The organism is Tenacibaculum sp. A30 (assembly GCF_051200845.1).
Classification (GTDB): Bacteria; Bacteroidota; Bacteroidia; order Flavobacteriales; family Flavobacteriaceae; genus Polaribacter.
In genome coordinates, this window is the sequence record NZ_CP195160.1 from 2,080,974 (window position 1) to 2,096,057 (window position 15,084).

A 15,084-nucleotide genomic window follows, 5' to 3' on the forward strand; every position below is an offset into this window, starting at 1 on the left:
ATGGGCTTAAAACAAAATTTACATAATTTAAAAGAGAAATATAAAGGTACTAAGATGGCACCTGCGTTTAACGCAATCCACACCTTTTTATATTTGCCAAATGAGACTACTCATGGAGGAACTCATATCAAGGCAGCCGATGATTTAAAGCGTACCATGAATACAGTAATTATGGCATTAGTACCATGTTTACTTTTCGGTATGTTTAATGCAGGGTATCAACACAACGCTGCAATTAATGGCTTTACTGAAGGAATGTCTTTCTTTAGTGGAGACTTTTGGAATATGGACAACTTCCTAGTTGGTTTAACTAAAATTTTACCATTAGTAATTGTATCGTATTTAGTAGGTTTAGTAATCGAATTTATCTTTGCTGTAATTAAAGGACACGAAGTAGAAGAAGGTTACTTAGTAACAGGAATGTTAGTTCCGTTAATCGTACCAGTAGACTTACCATTATGGATGTTAGCCGTAGCTGTAGCTTTCGGTGTTGTAATTGGTAAAGAAGTATTTGGTGGTACAGGAATGAACATCTTAAACCCAGCGTTAACAATTCGTGCATTTTTATTCTTCGCATATCCAACTTGGATGTCAGGAGATAAAGTATGGGTTCACGGAGCTGTAGAAGCTGCTGGAACTGCTGATGCAATTTCTGGTGAAACAGTTTTAGGAAGTTTAGCACAATCACAACCAATTAGTTATTCAGTTTCTGATATGTTCTTCGGATTTATTCCAGGTTCAGTAGGAGAAACTTCAACATTATTAATCTTATTAGGAGCTTTATTCTTAATCTTTACAAAGATTGGAAGCTGGAGAATTATGTTATCTTCAGTAATCGGAGCTTTAGTAATGGGATTCATCTTTAACCAAGTAGTTGATATGGGATGGGTTGGTGAAACGAGTAAGTTTTACGGATTAATGAGTTTAGATTTCTGGAAGCATTTATTAATTGGAGGTTTTGCATTTGGTGCGGTTTACATGGCAACTGACCCTGTAACAGCAGCACAAACTAACAAAGGAAAATGGATTTACGGTTTCTTAATCGGATTTATCTCGATTATGATTCGTGTATTCAACCCAGCATATCCAGAAGGAGTAATGTTAGCGATCTTATTAATGAACGTATTTGCTCCAACTATCGATCACTATGTGGTTCAAGGAAATGTAAAGAGAAGATTAAAACGTTTAAAAGCTAAAACTGCCTAATTATGAGTAAGAAGACAGATAGTAATGTATATACGGTAGTATTCGCAATAGGAATGGTACTAGTAGTGGGTGCGTTGTTAGCTTTTACAGCGTCATCACTTCGCCCAACAATCGATGCTAACAAACGTATCGAAAAGCAACAAAACATTTTGTATGCAATGGGTGTAAACGAAAACGATGAAACAAGTATCGTATTTGTTTCAAAAGATAAAGTAGCAGATGAGTTTGCTAAATACATCAAAAAGCAATTAGTAATCGAAGGAGAAAACGTTTCTGAAGATGCTAACGCATATTTAATTGATGTTAAAAAACAACAAACAGCAGCTAAAGAAGGTAAAACAAGAAAATTACCATTATTTGTTGGTGAAAAAGATGGAACTACATTTTACATCGCACCAATTAGAGGTAAAGGTCTTTGGGATGCTATTTGGGGATACGTTGCAATGGATAAAAACATGGTAGTTCAAGGAGTTTTCTTTGATCATAAAGGAGAAACACCAGGTTTAGGAGCTAACATTAAGCAACGTTACTTTATGGATGATTTTATTGGAGAAGATTTAATGAACAACGGTTCTTTTAAAGGAATTGCAGTTTCTAAATCAAACAATGATCCAAAGAACGAAGATAAAAATGATAACGAGGTAGATGCAATTGCAGGAGCAACTATTACTGGAGACGGGGTAGCTGCAATGATTAAAACCGAATTAGGTTTATACGTACCTTACTTTAAAACATTAAAATAAATATGGGACTTTTATCAAAAAAAGACGCAGCGTTAATTACTGATCCATTAGCAGATAATAACCCAATTACTATTCAAGTATTAGGTATTTGTTCTGCATTAGCAATTACGGCAGAGTTAAAAGCTTCTATTGTAATGTCTTTATCGGTATTATTTGTATTAGGAGTAGGAAATGTGGTAATCTCGTTAATGAGAAATATTATTCCATCAAAAATTAGAATTATTGTACAGTTAATCGTAGTAGCTACATTGGTAATTATTGTAGACCAAGTGTTAAAAGCATTTGCGTACGATTTAAGTAAAACCTTATCGGTATTTATTGGGTTAATTATTACCAACTGTATTATCATGGGACGTTTTGAGGCTTTTGCTTTAGGTAACGGACCTTGGAGATCTTTCTTAGATGGTATTGGTAATGCTTTAGGATACGCAGTAATCTTAATTATTGTAGGATTCTTTAGAGAATTATTAGGTTCTGGTACTTTATTAGGATTTAAAGTATTAGGAGATCCTATCGAGAAAACAGGATTGTATGCTTTAGGATATGAAAACAACGGATTTATGTTATTATCACCAATGGCATTAATCGTTGTAGGTATTATTATTTGGGTACAACGTACAAGAAATAAAGCATTAGTAGAAGATTAAAATAGTAATGAGACGTTAGATATGAGAATTGAGATGCTATCAATAAACTCAATACTAAATACTATAAAAATATGGAACATATAGAATTATTTTTCAAGTCGATATTTATAGATAACATGGTATTCGCAACCTTCTTAGGAATGTGTTCATACCTTGCAGTATCTAAAAAAGTATCAACAGCCGTAGGTTTAGGAGCAGCCGTTATTTTCGTATTAGCGGTAACTGTACCAGTTAACTGGTTGTTAGATCAGTATTTATTACAACCTGGAGCTTTAAAGTGGTTAGGAGCTGAGTATGCAGACTATGATTTAAGTTTCTTATCATTCATCATGTTTATTGCAACCATTGCAACCATGGTACAATTGGTAGAAATTATTGTAGAAAAATTTGCACCAGCATTATATAACTCTTTAGGAATTTTCTTACCGTTAATTGCTGTAAACTGTGCAATTTTAGGAGGATCGTTATTCATGCAATCTCGTGAAATCCCAACATTAGGTTTATCATTAACTTACGGTGTAGGTTCTGGTATCGGATGGTTCTTAGCAATTTTAGCAATTGCAGCTATTCGTGAAAAAATCAGATATTCATCTGTACCACCAGCGTTAAGAGGATTAGGAATTACATTTATTATTACAGGTTTAATGGCTATCGGATTTATGAGTTTCGGTGGAATGTTAACAGGTGGTGATGATGAAGGTAAAAAAGAAGAAACTACAGCAGTTCAGGTTGAAAAGAAAGAAGTAGAAGAGAAGAAAGTTGAAACAACTGAAGAGAAAGCTGAAGAATTAGCTAATAACACTAAAGAAATTACAGAATAATGGTATTTTTAGAAGTAAGCACAGGAGGAACAGTTGCTATTACAGTATTAGCGTTTTTAGCGGTAATCTTAGTTTTAGTAGCGTTATTATTATTTGTAAAACAAAAGTTAGCACCATCTGGACCTGTAAAAATTACAATCAATGGTGAAAAAACAATAGAAGTACCATCAGGAGGAACTTTATTATCTACCTTAGGTAATGAAAAAATCTTCTTACCATCAGCATGTGGTGGGGGTGGTTCTTGTGTACAATGTGAGTGTCACGTAAACTCTGGTGGAGGTGAAGCTTTACCAACAGAAACGCCTCACTTTACACGTAAAGAATTACAACATGGTATTCGTTTAGCATGTCAGGTAAAAGTAAAACAAGACATGGATATTTCTATTCCAGAAGAAATTTTCGGAATTAAGAAATGGGAAGCAACTGTTGTAAGAAACTATAACGTAGCAACCTTTATTAAGGAGTTTGTAGTTGAGATTCCAGAAGAAATGGATTATAAAGCAGGTGGGTATATTCAAATTGAAATACCACCATGTGAAGTAAAATATGCTGATATGGATATTTCTGCTCATCCACAAGATCATCCAGGTGAGCCTGATAAATTTGAGGCTGATTGGGATAAATTTAACCTAAGGCCATTGGTAATGAAGAATGAAGAAACTGTAGAGCGTGCATATTCTATGGCTTCTTACCCTGCAGAAGGAAGAGAAATCATGTTAAATGTTCGTGTAGCTACACCTCCTTTCGACCGTGCTAAAGGTGGATGGATGGATGTAAATCCAGGGGTGGCATCTTCGTATATTTTTAATCAAAAGCCAGGAGATAAAGTAACTATTTCTGGACCTTATGGTGAATTCTTTATTAATGATTCTGAAGCTGAAATGTTATATGTAGGTGGTGGAGCTGGTATGGCACCAATGCGTTCACATATTTATCATTTATTTAGAACTTTAAAGACTGGTAGAAAAGTAACATACTGGTACGGAGGTCGTTCTAAAGCAGAATTATTCTACATTCACTACTTTAGAGCATTAGAAAAAGACTTTCCAAACTTTAAATTTTACTTGGCATTATCTGAGCCATTAGAAGAAGATAACTGGAAGGTTAAAAAAGATATTAATGATGAAAGCGGAGATGGTTTTGTTGGGTTTATTCACCAAGTTGTAATAGACCAATATTTATCTAAGCATGAAAGTCCTGAGGATTTAGAATTATATTTCTGTGGGCCACCATTAATGAACAAAGCAGTACAAAAAATGGGTGAAGATTTTGGTCTTGATGACGAAAACATTCGTTTTGATGACTTTGGAGGATAATCACTCAGTGATTTTAAAATATAAAACCGATACAGTATTGTATCGGTTTTTTTATGCATAAAAAAGTACTTTTCATAATTAATTTTCAACAAAATGTATTTTTTTTAACTTTAGATTTAAAAAAATGATTTTATTTTTTGATTATCAACTAAATAAATAATAAAACTAAATCTATGAATTGTCCAAATTGCCAATCTACATTTGTTAGAAGAAAAAGAAGAAGCTTTCTTCAAAAGGTCATATTTTTCAATAAGAAAAAATTTAAGTGTTTTGATTGCAAAACGATGTTTTTTGCAAGATGATTTATTCGTAAATCACATCAAACTTATACACAGGACTGTCTTGTTCATATTCAAAAATCTTAGAATACTCCATGACATTTGGTAAGTCTTCTAGTTTGCACAAGTGAGCAACGACAGCACATAAACCATTAAATAAAGTTTCTTTATGTGTTGGGTTTTGAGGTTTTGGATTGTAATGACATAACGGAACTGTAAATCCACAAGTTTCTAAAAACACTTTTTCAATTTGTAAGAGTTCTAAAGGAGAGTAACCATTAAATTTTCTACCTAAATTTTGATGTACCCTACCTACATAGCTTAACTCTAACGAACCATGACCATTTGTTAGGTGTTTCCAGCTATCTCGGTTGTCTAAAATATTACCAACTGCACAAGCTGAACAACATTCAGGGTTTAATTCGTCATTATGAAAAGCGTTATAAAGCTTTATAAGTGCTTGCTCTAATCTTTTAGGTATTTCCATAATCAAAATGAATTAAGTCCTTTAAATATACAAAATAATGGTTGTACCTTTGCATCAAATTATTGTTAATGACTACTTTTCAAGATTTAGACTTATCAAATCCACTAAGAAATTCAATTGAAGAATTAGGCTTCGTTAATCCGACACCTATTCAAGAACAAGCATTTCCTGTAATTCGTTCAGGAAAAGATGTAGTGGGTATTGCCCAAACAGGTACAGGTAAAACCTTCGGGTATTTATTGCCTATACTTCGCGATTTAAAGTTTTCAAAACAACAACATCCGAGAGTGATGATTTTAGTGCCTACACGTGAATTAGTTGTGCAAGTGGTTGATGAAATTGAAAAGTTAGCCAAATATATTACGTTAAAAACTGTAGGAGTTTATGGAGGTGTTAATTTAAACCGTCATAAAGAAGCAGTTATGCAAGGGGCAGATATTATTGTAGCTACTCCTGGACGTTTATACGATTTAGCATTAAGCAATGTTTTGAAGCTAAAATCTATTCAAAAGTTGGTAATTGATGAAGTAGATGTGATGCTTGATTTAGGTTTCCGTTTTCAGTTGTTAAATATTTTTGATTTACTACCACAACGACGTCAAAATATCATGTTTTCGGCAACGATGACGGAAGATGTAGAAGCATTGATTGATGACTTTTTTATAGCGCCGCATAAAATAGCTATTGCAGTTAGTGGAACTCCGTTAGATAATATTCAACAAACAAGTTATGACGTTCCGAATTTTTATACAAAAGTCAACTTATTGAACTATTTGTTATTCGATAAATCGGAGTTTAGTAAAGTGTTGGTGTTTGCACCGAATAAGAGAAACGCAGATAGATTGTTTGATTGTGTTGCTGAAGAATTTCCGTCACAAGCCTGTGTAATTCACTCGAACAAAACACAGAATTATCGTTTGCGTTCTATTGAACAATTCAATAAAGGAGAAAAACGAATCTTAATTGCAACCGATGTAATTGCTCGTGGATTGGATTTAGAAGAGGTTACTCATGTAGTCAATTTTGATGTGCCGCATTTCCCAGAAAACTATATGCACAGAATTGGTCGTACAGGTCGTGCAGAACATGAAGGAAAATCAATTTTATTTGCTACGGAAAAAGAGCAGGAAGCTAAACAACGAATTGAGGAGTTGATGAATTATACAATTCCGAAGTTAGAAATTCCTGAACAAGTTGAGATAACCAAGCAATTAACGGAAGAAGAGCGTCCGAAGGAAGAAAGAGAAGTAAATAAAAATAGAACTTCTCAAGAGTATGAAGCAGGTCCAGCTTTCCATGAAAAAAAGGAAAAGAATAAAAAAACAAATCAAGGAGGTTCGTATAGAAGAGAGCTTGCTAAGAAATACAAAAAGCCAAAAACTAGAGGCGATAAAAACTATAATAAACGCAATAAGAAGAAATAATGCAAGAACTTACCAAGCAAGAACTCCACAATTTAGGAATGAATATTGTGGGTAAGAAACTGCAAGAAATGGGTTATGAATTTGTTGCAATCAATAGCGAGTTGAAAAAGCATCCGCAGTTTGTGTTGTATAAAAAAGGAGAGCCTACCATTTTTGTGTTGGTAAAAACTACAAATAACATTCAGTCACCACAAGAATATGATGTGTTATGGATGGAAACCTTTAAAGAACACGCAAAAAATCAAAATGCAAAAGTTTGGTTTGCAGGAATTGGTATTGCGAATGCTGAGAGTATAGAGCTCCCTGTTTTTAAAGATCAACCGTACTACGTAGCTTTTGATGATTTTATTAAGTTTTAATACTTGTCATATCGAGTGATTTTGTTCTTGAGGAATGCGAATAAGCACAAAATTGTATAGAGACATCTCTTATTAATAAAGCATTTTAAATCGATAGGATTTTAGTGTTTTAACTATGGAAGAATTACTAGCCGATATTCGTAAATGCACTATTTGTAAAGACTTTATTGAGCCTAATCCTGTTGTTTTAGCAAGTAAACAATCAAAGATTATTATTGTTGGTCAAGCACCAGGGATTAAAGTACATCAATCAGGTATTCCGTGGGATGATGCTAGTGGAAAGCAATTACGAAAATGGTTAGGAGTTACCGATGCCCAATTTTACGACACCAATAACTTTGCAATTGTTCCTATGGGATTCTGCTATCCAGGAAAAGGAAAATCAGGAGATTTACCACCAAGAAAAGAATGTGCTCCGAAATGGCATCAACCTTTGCTAGATGAAATGCCTAATGTGAAGTTAATTATTTTAATTGGGATGTATGCTCAGAATTACCATTTAAAAGACAAAGCAAAACGAACGCTTACAGAAACGGTAGATGCTTTTCACGAATATTTACCAGACTATTTTGTGTTACCACATCCATCACCAAGAAATCGATTTTGGTTAACTAAAAATCCATGGTTTGAAAAAGAGGTGCTTCCACAATTAAAAAAGATGATTAAAGAGTTACTGTAAGATTAAAAATAACCTAGTTCTTAAACAAATAAGTTAATTACTTTGCATTGATAAATTCGTACTTTTGTAACGTATGATAGAAACACGAGAAGCCATATCAGAAAAAGCGGTTTTAATAGGAATTATAACCCAACATCAAGACGAAAAACAGTCAGAAGAGTATTTAGATGAACTAGAGTTTTTAACTCTAACAGCTGGAGGGGTTGCTGTAAAACGTTTTGTGCAAAAACTTGATAAGCCCAATCCGAAAACTTTTTTAGGAACAGGAAAGCTAGAAGATGTAAAAGCGTATATAGATTCAAACGATATTGGAACAGCAATTTTTGATGACGAATTATCGCCTGCGCAGTTGAGGAACATAGAACGTTTTTTAGACTGTAAGATTTTAGATAGAACCAACTTAATCCTAGATATTTTTGCGAGTAGAGCACAAACAAGTTCAGCAAAAGCTCAGGTTGAATTAGCGCAATATCAATATTTATTACCTCGATTAACCCGAATGTGGACTCACCTTGATAAGCAAAAAGGGGGAATTGGTATGCGTGGACCAGGGGAAACAGAAATTGAAACTGACCGTCGTATTATTCGTGATAAAATCTCATTGCTTAAAAAGAAATTAGAAACTATTGATAAGCAAATGTCAATACAGCGTAAAAACCGTGGGAAAATGGTGCGCGTTGCTTTGGTAGGATATACGAATGTGGGGAAATCTACCTTAATGAATGTAATTAGTAAGAGTGAGGTTTTTGCTGAAAATAAATTATTTGCAACCTTAGATACTACAGTGAGAAAAGTAGTCATTAAAAATATTCCATTTTTAATGACCGACACTGTTGGGTTCATTAGAAAGTTACCAACTCAATTAGTAGAATCGTTTAAATCTACCTTAGATGAAGTTAGAGAAGCCGATTTACTACTGCATGTAGTAGATATTTCGCATCCAAATTTTGAAGATCATATTGCTTCTGTAAACAAAATTTTAGATGAAATTGATAGTAAAGATAAGCCTACGGTTATGGTGTTTAACAAGATAGATGCTTATACTCATGAAACTATTGATGAAGACGATATAGTAACAGAAAAAACAAAGGAACATTATACTTTAGAAGATTGGAAAAAAACCTGGATGAATGATTTAGAAACGGAGTGTATTTTCATATCAGCTTTGAATAAAGACAATTTAGAAGATTTTAAAGAAAAGGTGTATGAAGAGGTAAAAAAGATACATATACAGCGTTTTCCGTATAATGATTTCTTATATAATGAGTACTAGTTTTTTACGATAACAAAACACAACGATAACACAAAAAGAACTTAAATAATTGCTATTTAAGTTCTTTTTCATTACATTTATAATTGTTAATACAGTATTTTCTGTGTTATTTTAAACATTGTAAACCAGTTTTTTAAACATTTTATCCCCCTAAAAAATGAAAAATAACAAAACTTCACATAAAAAATCAGCACGATTTTTAGTAGAACATCAAGTTGAAAAGAGTTCATTCATTAACACTCTAAACTTAGTTTAATACAGTCCTAAAACTTAATAGGTATTCACAAAGCTTTTAATTTTTAAAATAAAGGCCTAAAGAATTGTCTGCTCAATTTTGTATTGAGTTACCATGTTTTAACAAAATAAGATCGTGATGAAAAAAATAATGATATTCTTGTTTGCTATTTTATATAGCACGCATTTAGTAAATGCACAAGAAAAATGTACATCTCAAGATCATAAAACACAAGATATTAATACTGTAGATAAATGTTTGATTGAAAAGCATGATGACAGTAATGATGAAGCTTCTACAATGGTTACCACAGTTACTAGTAGAAGATATTTAAAAAAACGTGTTTATTTTGAAAAAGCTATTCGTTTAGCTGAAGACTTAAAAGCGAAAGAAATGCATACTTTCAATGCAATTAATAATTTAAAACTAGCTCGTTTAAGTAATCCTACCCCAATTATTAGAACTGTAGAAAGTAAGGGGATTTCTTTTGATGTAGTTGAAGAAATACCAATGTTTTTATCGTGTGCAGATGCATCAATGAATAAAATCGATTGTTTTAATTATGAAATGCAACAGCATATACTTAATAATTTAGTTTATCCAGAAAAAGCTTTAGATGAAGGGATAGAAGGAAGCGTGCAGGTAAGTTTTATAATTGACGAAACAGGTAAGGTAACAAGTATAAAAATAGAAGGTGAAGGAGTGCATGAAATCTTGAAACAAGAAGCAGAAAGAATTGTGTTGTTACTCCCAAATTTTAAGCCAGGAAAACAAGCTAATAAACCGTCAAAAGTACTGTATAGTTTTCCTATGGATTTTACATTAACATCTAATGTAGATTAACTGCTAAAAAATTTAATTTTTCACAAAAAAAGAGTAACTTTGCACGCCGAAATTCCCCGGTTATTAAATCAATTAATTGGTTGACTAGGAGATTCTTAAAACCCATAAATGTGAAAAAATTATTCTTATTTATATTCTTAGTGTGTTTATACACTACTAATGCAATGTCTCAACGAGAGGTTTGCGAAACTCCAGAAGAAACTTTAGATTTAAATAGTATTACTAAATGTACGATTGAACCTAAAAGTAAAGACAATAAAGGTACGCGTCAAATCTCTGTTAAAGTATCAGCTAATAGAAGGTATTTAAAAAAGAGAGAAAATTTCAAAAAACAAGCCGTTTCATCTGGTGTGGAGTTATCTAGTGCAGGAACAGCTGAAGTTGAAAGCACAAATCAACTTGCAGAAATCTCTCAGCCATTAACAATAAAAAATAATATCGAAGATATTACCAGTAAATTATCAGCAGAAGAAATAAAAAATGCTGAAAAATTTAGTACTGTAGATAAAATCCCTCTTTTTACAGCTTGTAAAAAAGTAAAAAAAGGAGAACGATTAGATTGTTTTAATGTTGAAATGGTAAAACATATTCAAAAACACTTCAGATACCCAAGTCAGGCGGTAAAAGAATCTGTTCAAGGCGAGGTTTGGGTTCGTTTTATTATTGATAAAAACGGACAGGTTAAAAACATCAAAACCTTAGGGCCTAAGGGCGGAGAGTTATTAAATAACGAAGCGGTTCGAGTTGTATCTCAATTACCTCAATTTATCCCTGGAAAAAAACAAGGAGATAACGCTTCAGTTAAATACGGATTCCCAATCATGTTTGCTCTAGATGAGTAAATAAATCAATAATAATTTTACAAAAACCAATTAAAATAAACATTATGTTTAAAAAACTACTATCTATATTTTTAGTAGTTTGTGCTGTATCTGTATACGGACAAACGACTATAAATGGAAAAGTTTATGATGAATATTTAGAGCCTTTTTCTAATGCTGTAATTATTTCAGGAAATGATAGAACAATTTCAGATTTCGAGGGAAGTTTTATTTTAAAATCAGCATCAAACTATCCTGTAACAATCCAAGTTTCAGCTTTTGGATACAAAACAGAAATCATTGAGGTTGTATCTCAAGATCAAGAAATAAATGTGATTTTGAAAGAAAACATCGCATTAGAAGAAGTTGTAATTTCTGCATCAAGGTCTCCTGAACGAGTTATTGAATCGCCAGTAACCATTGAAAGAATGGGGATTGTTGATGTTAAAAGAAATACTTCTATCTCGTTTTATGACGGATTAACAAACTTAAAAGGAATCGAGTCGCGTGAAGCAAACTACGGATTCAAATCTGTTAACTCACGTGGTTTTTCTACTTTCGATAACACTCGATTTGTACAGTTAGTAGACGGGGTAGAAACATCAATTCCTGCATTAAATTTCTCAGCAGGAAATATTATGGGGCTTTCAGATTTAGATGTAAAAAATGTTGAAATTCTTCCAGGAGCATCTTCTGCTTTATATGGGGCAAACGCCTTTAACGGTATTTTGTTAATGAAAAGTAGAAACCCTTTTGATGATGCAGGTATTAGCACGTATATTAAAACAGGAAACATGTCGCAAGAAGCAGCAGGGAATAATGCTTTTTACGATGTGGGTGCACGTATGGCATATAAATTTAATAACTATTTAGCTGCAAAAGTAAACCTAACTTACTTTTCTGCAGAAGAGTGGCATGCTGATGATACTAGAAATACTACAGGAATTGGTGGTGTAGCAATTGATGGAGATAGAGATACTAATACAGATTACGATGGAGTAAATGTATATGGTGATGACTTTAATTTTAACTTAAATGATTTAAATTCAGCATTACCTTCTTTGGATGTAAGTAGAACAGGGTACAATGAAGCAGACTTAACTAATTATGATGGTTATAACTTAAAATTTGACGGATCTATTCATATCAGACCATGGGCTAATGATGCGTTCGAAATTATTTTAAATTCTCGTTTTTCTCGTGGAGACAATACCTACCAAGGAAGCAACAGATTCTCTCAAAAAGGATATTTTATCGAGCAGTATAAATTAGAATTAAAAGGGAAGAATTTCTATGCAAGAGGATACTATACTGGAAACGATTCAGGAAAAACTCACGATTTACGATTTGCTGCAATTGCCTTAAATGAAAAGTACAATCCGACGCAAAACTGGTATAAAGAATACATAGACATGTATTCAGGAGTAATTAACGATCAAAATTACACTGCTTTTAACGATGCAGATGCAAGAAGATATGCTAACAGAAATAGATTTGTACCAGGATCAGCAGAATTTAAAACAGCATTAGAAGAAGTAATTAATACTCCAATAAACAAAGGAGGAGCAGGTATAAAAGATGAAACTTCTTTTTACCATTTTGATGCCAACTATAACTTTAAAGATATTATTCGTTGGGGAGAAATTCAAGTAGGAGGTTCTTATCGTAAGTATGATATTAACTCAAACGGAACATTATTTACCGATGAAAACGATAATATTGAGTTTGATATGTTTGGGGTTTACTCTCAAATTCAAAAGAAATTTTTAGAGGATAGATTAAAGTTTACAGGATCTGTTCGTTATGATAAATCTAAAAACTTCGAAGGAAACTTCTCGCCAAGGGTAGCATTAAACTATTCTTTAGGAGACTCAAAAAACCATATTTTAAGAGCTTCTTATCAAACAGGGTTTAGAAATCCAAGTACTTTAGAGCAATACTTCGGATTACGTTCAGGACCAAGTAAGTATATTTTAGGAACTTCAGAAGAAAACTTAGACCGTTTTTCTACAATAGCAATGAATCAAGATGGTACTACCAATACAATTACTGGTAGAAACGTTTTTGACAACGCATTGGCAGGAGAAGATAACAGAGTTAAGCTTCATGTAAACCCAATTAAACCAGAAAAAGTAACTTCTTATGAAGTAGGGTATAGAAGTATTATTGATTTAAATAGTAGAAACATTTTAGAATTAGATATTAATGGTTATTACAACCAGTATAACGATTTTGTAGCTTTTAAAGATGTTATTGTAGCTAATTATGGAGGTTTAGAAGCAGATGGAACACCAAACGCTTTAGCTAATGCAGCAATTGATAATGGAGACTATACATCGTTTGTACTTAACACAAATACACCAGCTAATGTAGATTCGTACGGTGTAGGAGTAGGGTTAAATACTAAAGTGTTTAAGACATTTAATTTAGGAGCAAATTATACCTATTCAAAACTAGTTTTTGATCAAAGTGAAGATTCAAGCTTTAAACCAGGATTTAATACACCAGAGCATCAAGTAAAAGTTATGTTTGGTAATCCGAATTTATTTAACAACTTTGGATTTAATGTGAATGTAAGATGGCAAGATGAGTTTTTATGGCAGTCGAGTTTCTTAGATGATATGGTATCTGCAAGAACAGTATTAGATGCACAAATAAATTATAGAGTGCCTTCACTTAAATCTAGATTTAAAATTGGAGGAACTAATTTAACAGGTAACGAATATATGGTAGCTCCTGGTTCAGGATTCATCGGTTCTATGTACTATGTTTCTTGGACGATTAATGACTAATTAATTTAGTTGTATAAAATAAAAGAGGCGTGAATTTGTAATTCACGCCTCTTTTTGTATAATGATTAAAATAGTTTATTCATTTTCACTATCATCACTAATAATTCCTAATCGCTTAGCACGCTGTTCCCAGCTCTTTCTAGCTAAACTTTGAAGGTTGGCTACGTTATCACTTTCATCCATAATTTCATGTCCTAAAAGCGTTTCTATAACGTCTTCTTGAGTAACTAAACCACTAACAGAGCCATATTCATCTACAACTAAGGCTAAATGTTCTCTTTGTTCAATTAACCGATCAAATAAGTTTGGAATAGATAACTCTCTACTAGCTATTATAATATTTCTTTTAATAGTTTTTAAAGGTTCATCTCCTTTATTATCTACCAATGAAAGCAACAATTGATCTTTTAACACATAACCCGTTATGTTATCTGGATTTTCAGCATAAACAGGAATTCTTGAAAAACGCAAAGGTCTATTTTCGTCAAAGAAAGATTTTATACTTTGGTTTTCATCAGCAGTAGTAAGAACTGTACGAGGAGTCATAATATGTTTAGCTTGTACTTGTTTAAAGTTTAACATATTTCTAATCACCTTTCCTTCACTTTCATGAAAAACTCCTTCTTGTTCAGCAATGTCAGTCATTGCGGTAAAATCTTCTCTACTAAGTACACTTTCACCATGGGCTCCTTTTCCAAATATTTTGGTAAAAAGTTGAAGCGTCCAGATAATTCCTGTGTATTTGCAGAAAAAGATTAAGATGTTTAAAGCTTTTGTTGAAAAACCAGCTAACGATTTCCAGTAAGTAGCTCCTATAGTTTTAGGAATAATTTCAGAAGCCACTAAAATTAAAATAGTCATTATAGCTGAAACAATAAAAACACCATTACCATCATCACTAAATATTTTTTTTGCTTGCGCACCTACTAAAATAGCGCCTACAGTATGAGCAATAGTGTTAACAGTAAGAATAGCAATAAGAGGTTTATCTACATCTTTTTTTAAGGCTTCTAAGCCATCAGCGTACGCTTTACCTTCTTTCTTTTTAACATTAACAAAAGTTGGTGTTACACTTAGTAAAACAGCTTCAAGTATGGAGCATAAAAAAGAAAAAAATATAGATAAAGTTGCGTAAACAATTAAAAGTGTCATTCGTTATA

The 15,084-nt window shown here is 32.7% G+C and carries 14 protein-coding genes; 12 read left to right on the plus strand and 2 right to left on the minus strand.

The genetic code is table 11. From position 1 onward, the window contains the following. From ACR9ES_RS10000 to nqrF, 5 genes are all read left to right on the plus strand, one after another. Complete coding sequence (locus tag ACR9ES_RS10000; protein ID WP_028891373.1) at positions 1 to 1,206, plus strand: NADH:ubiquinone reductase (Na(+)-transporting) subunit B; 1,206 nt, start codon at positions 1 to 3, stop codon at positions 1,204 to 1,206. Positions 1,207 to 1,208: 2 nt separating this feature from the next. Next, complete coding sequence (locus tag ACR9ES_RS10005) at positions 1,209 to 1,949, plus strand: Na(+)-translocating NADH-quinone reductase subunit C (RefSeq protein WP_274634443.1); 741 nt, start codon at positions 1,209 to 1,211, stop codon at positions 1,947 to 1,949. A gap of 2 nt (positions 1,950 to 1,951) precedes the next feature. Next, complete coding sequence (locus ACR9ES_RS10010) at positions 1,952 to 2,596, plus strand: NADH:ubiquinone reductase (Na(+)-transporting) subunit D (protein WP_028891371.1); 645 nt, start codon at positions 1,952 to 1,954, stop codon at positions 2,594 to 2,596. A 71-nt stretch (positions 2,597 to 2,667) separates the two neighbouring features. Next, the gene (gene nqrE / locus ACR9ES_RS10015) at positions 2,668 to 3,417 is read left to right on the plus strand and encodes an NADH:ubiquinone reductase (Na(+)-transporting) subunit E (protein WP_028891370.1); all 750 of its coding nucleotides are present in this window, start codon (positions 2,668 to 2,670) and stop codon (positions 3,415 to 3,417) included. After that, positions 3,417 to 4,733 carry an NADH:ubiquinone reductase (Na(+)-transporting) subunit F gene (nqrF, locus tag ACR9ES_RS10020; protein ID WP_435254115.1) on the plus strand — a complete coding sequence of 439 codons (1,317 nt, stop codon included), beginning with the start codon at positions 3,417 to 3,419 and terminating at the stop codon, positions 4,731 to 4,733. Before nqrE ends, nqrF begins: the two co-directional genes overlap by 1 nt. A 303-nt stretch (positions 4,734 to 5,036) precedes the next feature. Here the strand turns inward: nqrF and ACR9ES_RS10025 are convergent, their stop codons facing one another. Continuing rightward, positions 5,037 to 5,498, minus strand: a complete 462-nt coding sequence (locus tag ACR9ES_RS10025; protein WP_274634442.1) for a Na(+)-translocating NADH-quinone reductase subunit F — start codon at positions 5,496 to 5,498, stop codon at positions 5,037 to 5,039. A gap of 68 nt (positions 5,499 to 5,566) precedes the next feature. Here ACR9ES_RS10025 and ACR9ES_RS10030 point away from each other — a divergent pair, with 68 nt between their 5' ends. The 7 genes from ACR9ES_RS10030 to ACR9ES_RS10060 all read left to right on the plus strand — a co-directional run bounded on the left by ACR9ES_RS10030 (position 5,567) and on the right by ACR9ES_RS10060 (position 13,924). Then, positions 5,567 to 6,922 (plus strand): DEAD/DEAH box helicase, encoded by a 1,356-nt coding sequence (locus ACR9ES_RS10030; protein WP_274634441.1) that lies wholly within the window; start codon positions 5,567 to 5,569, stop codon positions 6,920 to 6,922. Beyond that, on the plus strand, positions 6,922 to 7,281 hold the full coding sequence (locus ACR9ES_RS10035) for a Na(+)-translocating NADH-quinone reductase subunit F (RefSeq protein WP_435254116.1): 360 nt from the start codon (positions 6,922 to 6,924) through the stop codon (positions 7,279 to 7,281). The genes ACR9ES_RS10030 and ACR9ES_RS10035 overlap by 1 nt, the downstream gene beginning before the upstream one ends. A 115-nt stretch (positions 7,282 to 7,396) precedes the next feature. Next, entirely contained in the window at positions 7,397 to 7,960 is a 564-nt protein-coding gene (locus tag ACR9ES_RS10040; protein ID WP_298996873.1) for a uracil-DNA glycosylase family protein, read from the plus strand. A gap of 73 nt (positions 7,961 to 8,033) precedes the next feature. After that, positions 8,034 to 9,233 (plus strand): GTPase HflX, encoded by a 1,200-nt coding sequence (gene hflX, locus ACR9ES_RS10045; RefSeq protein WP_435254117.1) that lies wholly within the window; start codon positions 8,034 to 8,036, stop codon positions 9,231 to 9,233. 373 nt (positions 9,234 to 9,606) lie between these two features. After that, the gene (locus ACR9ES_RS10050; RefSeq protein ID WP_435254118.1) at positions 9,607 to 10,311 is read left to right on the plus strand and encodes an energy transducer TonB; all 705 of its coding nucleotides are present in this window, start codon (positions 9,607 to 9,609) and stop codon (positions 10,309 to 10,311) included. A gap of 110 nt (positions 10,312 to 10,421) precedes the next feature. Continuing rightward, the gene (locus ACR9ES_RS10055; RefSeq protein WP_435254119.1) at positions 10,422 to 11,153 is read left to right on the plus strand and encodes an energy transducer TonB; all 732 of its coding nucleotides are present in this window, start codon (positions 10,422 to 10,424) and stop codon (positions 11,151 to 11,153) included. 44 nt (positions 11,154 to 11,197) lie between these two features. Further along, positions 11,198 to 13,924 carry a TonB-dependent receptor gene (locus tag ACR9ES_RS10060; RefSeq protein WP_435254120.1) on the plus strand — a complete coding sequence of 909 codons (2,727 nt, stop codon included), beginning with the start codon at positions 11,198 to 11,200 and terminating at the stop codon, positions 13,922 to 13,924. 75 nt (positions 13,925 to 13,999) lie between these two features. On the opposite strand, the gene ACR9ES_RS10065 is transcribed toward ACR9ES_RS10060, so the two are convergent. After that, on the minus strand, positions 14,000 to 15,076 hold the full coding sequence (locus tag ACR9ES_RS10065; protein WP_435254121.1) for a CNNM domain-containing protein: 1,077 nt from the start codon (positions 15,074 to 15,076) through the stop codon (positions 14,000 to 14,002). Between the last annotated feature and the right edge of the window lie 8 nt (positions 15,077 to 15,084).